Source organism: Gordonia sp. p3-SID1431 (assembly GCF_025143765.1).
GTDB lineage: Bacteria > Actinomycetota > Actinomycetes > Mycobacteriales > Mycobacteriaceae > Gordonia > Gordonia hongkongensis.
In genome coordinates this window covers 1-1,287 of the sequence record NZ_JAMBDT010000195.1, presented here as the reverse complement: position 1 = coordinate 1,287, position 1,287 = coordinate 1, and the positions used below count along the sequence as shown (strand labels likewise).

The 1,287-nt window shown below is 63.3% G+C and carries 1 protein-coding gene; it reads right to left on the bottom strand.

Annotated elements, in window-relative coordinates; all coding sequences use genetic code 11:
• Positions 1-59: 59 nt before the first annotated feature.
• Positions 60-1,204, bottom strand: a protein-coding gene (locus M4D77_RS23755) for an IS3 family transposase (RefSeq protein WP_091344253.1) whose coding sequence is annotated in 2 segments (ribosomal slippage) — positions 60-937 and positions 937-1,204 — 1,146 coding nt in all. Because the reading frame shifts where the segments join, the coding sequence is not laid out codon by codon here.
• Positions 1,205-1,287 lie beyond the last annotated feature (83 nt).

Genomic DNA, 1,287 nt, shown 5'->3' with positions numbered 1-1,287 from the left:
TGGCAGGTCCCCGATAGCCGGTCCAGGCAGTTCTAGAGCCAGTTTCTTCTAGCTGTCGGTCAGTCGATCTCGCAGCCCACAGGGTGGTGCTGGTGGGTGCATCGGGCAGCGTACTCGGCCGGGGTCTGGTAGCCCAGCGCCGAGTGGCGGTGCCGGTGGTTGTGGTCGTCTTTGAAATCGTCGATCACCACGCGAGCTTCGAGCAGGGTGGGCCAGCAGTTGCGGTTCAGGCACTCGTCGCGAAGCCGGTTGTTGAACGATTCGATGAACCCGTTGTTCCACGGCGTGCCGGGCGGAATATAGGAGATGCCTACCGACCCTGCACAGAACGCCTGCAGGGCCTCTGAGATGAACTCAGGGCCGTTGTCCATGCGTAGCACCATGGGTGGGCCACCCCAGATCGCGAAGGTCTTCTCCAATTCCTCGACCAACCGGTCGGCGGTGATCGAGCGATCCACGATGTTGAGCAACGACATCCGGGTGTGTTCATCGACCATTGATGCGATCTTGACCTTCTTGCCATCCACGGTCGAGTCAAACTGAAAGTCCAATGCCCACACCACCTTCGGCGCATCCGCCGCCACGATCGGCACTGACGATTGCCCGGCTCGTTTGCGCCGCGGCGCCCGGCGCACCTGCAGGCCCTCCTCCGTCCACAGCCGATGCACCTTCTTCTTGTTCACCTCGATACCGTCGTCGAACCGCAGGTGCGCCCACGCCCGCCGGAACCCGTGTCGCGGGTGCTTGCGGGCGTAGGTGCGTAGCTGTGCACGCATACCAGCGTCCGGGTCGGCCGGTGTCTGAGCCAACGGCAGACGCCGGTAGGTAGACCGTGAAAGCCCAACAACCCTGCACGCCATACGTTCTGACATGTTCTTCACGTCTTTGAGCATGTCGATCGCGGCGCGTTTGGCGGTCGGGCTCAGAATTTTCCCTTGGCGATCTCCCGCAGCGCGTCTTTCTCCAACTCGGCGTCGGCGAGCAGGCGCTTGAGCCGGCCGTTCTGCTCGCGTAGCTCCTTGAGTTCCTTGGCGGCATCAGCGTCCATACCGCCGTACTGGCGGCGCCAGTTGTACAACGTGGCCGCCGACACCTCGAGGTCGGCGGCGATCTCCTCGCCGTTCTTGCCCTCGGCCGCCAGTTCATCGGCTCGGCGCAACTTGCGCACGATGTCCTCAGCCGAGTGACGCTTCCGTCCCGCCATGATCCCTATCGTCCCTTCTCCGCCCTCAACAGGGCAATCAGGACTCTAGAACCACCCGGACCGGTTCACGGGGGACACGCCAC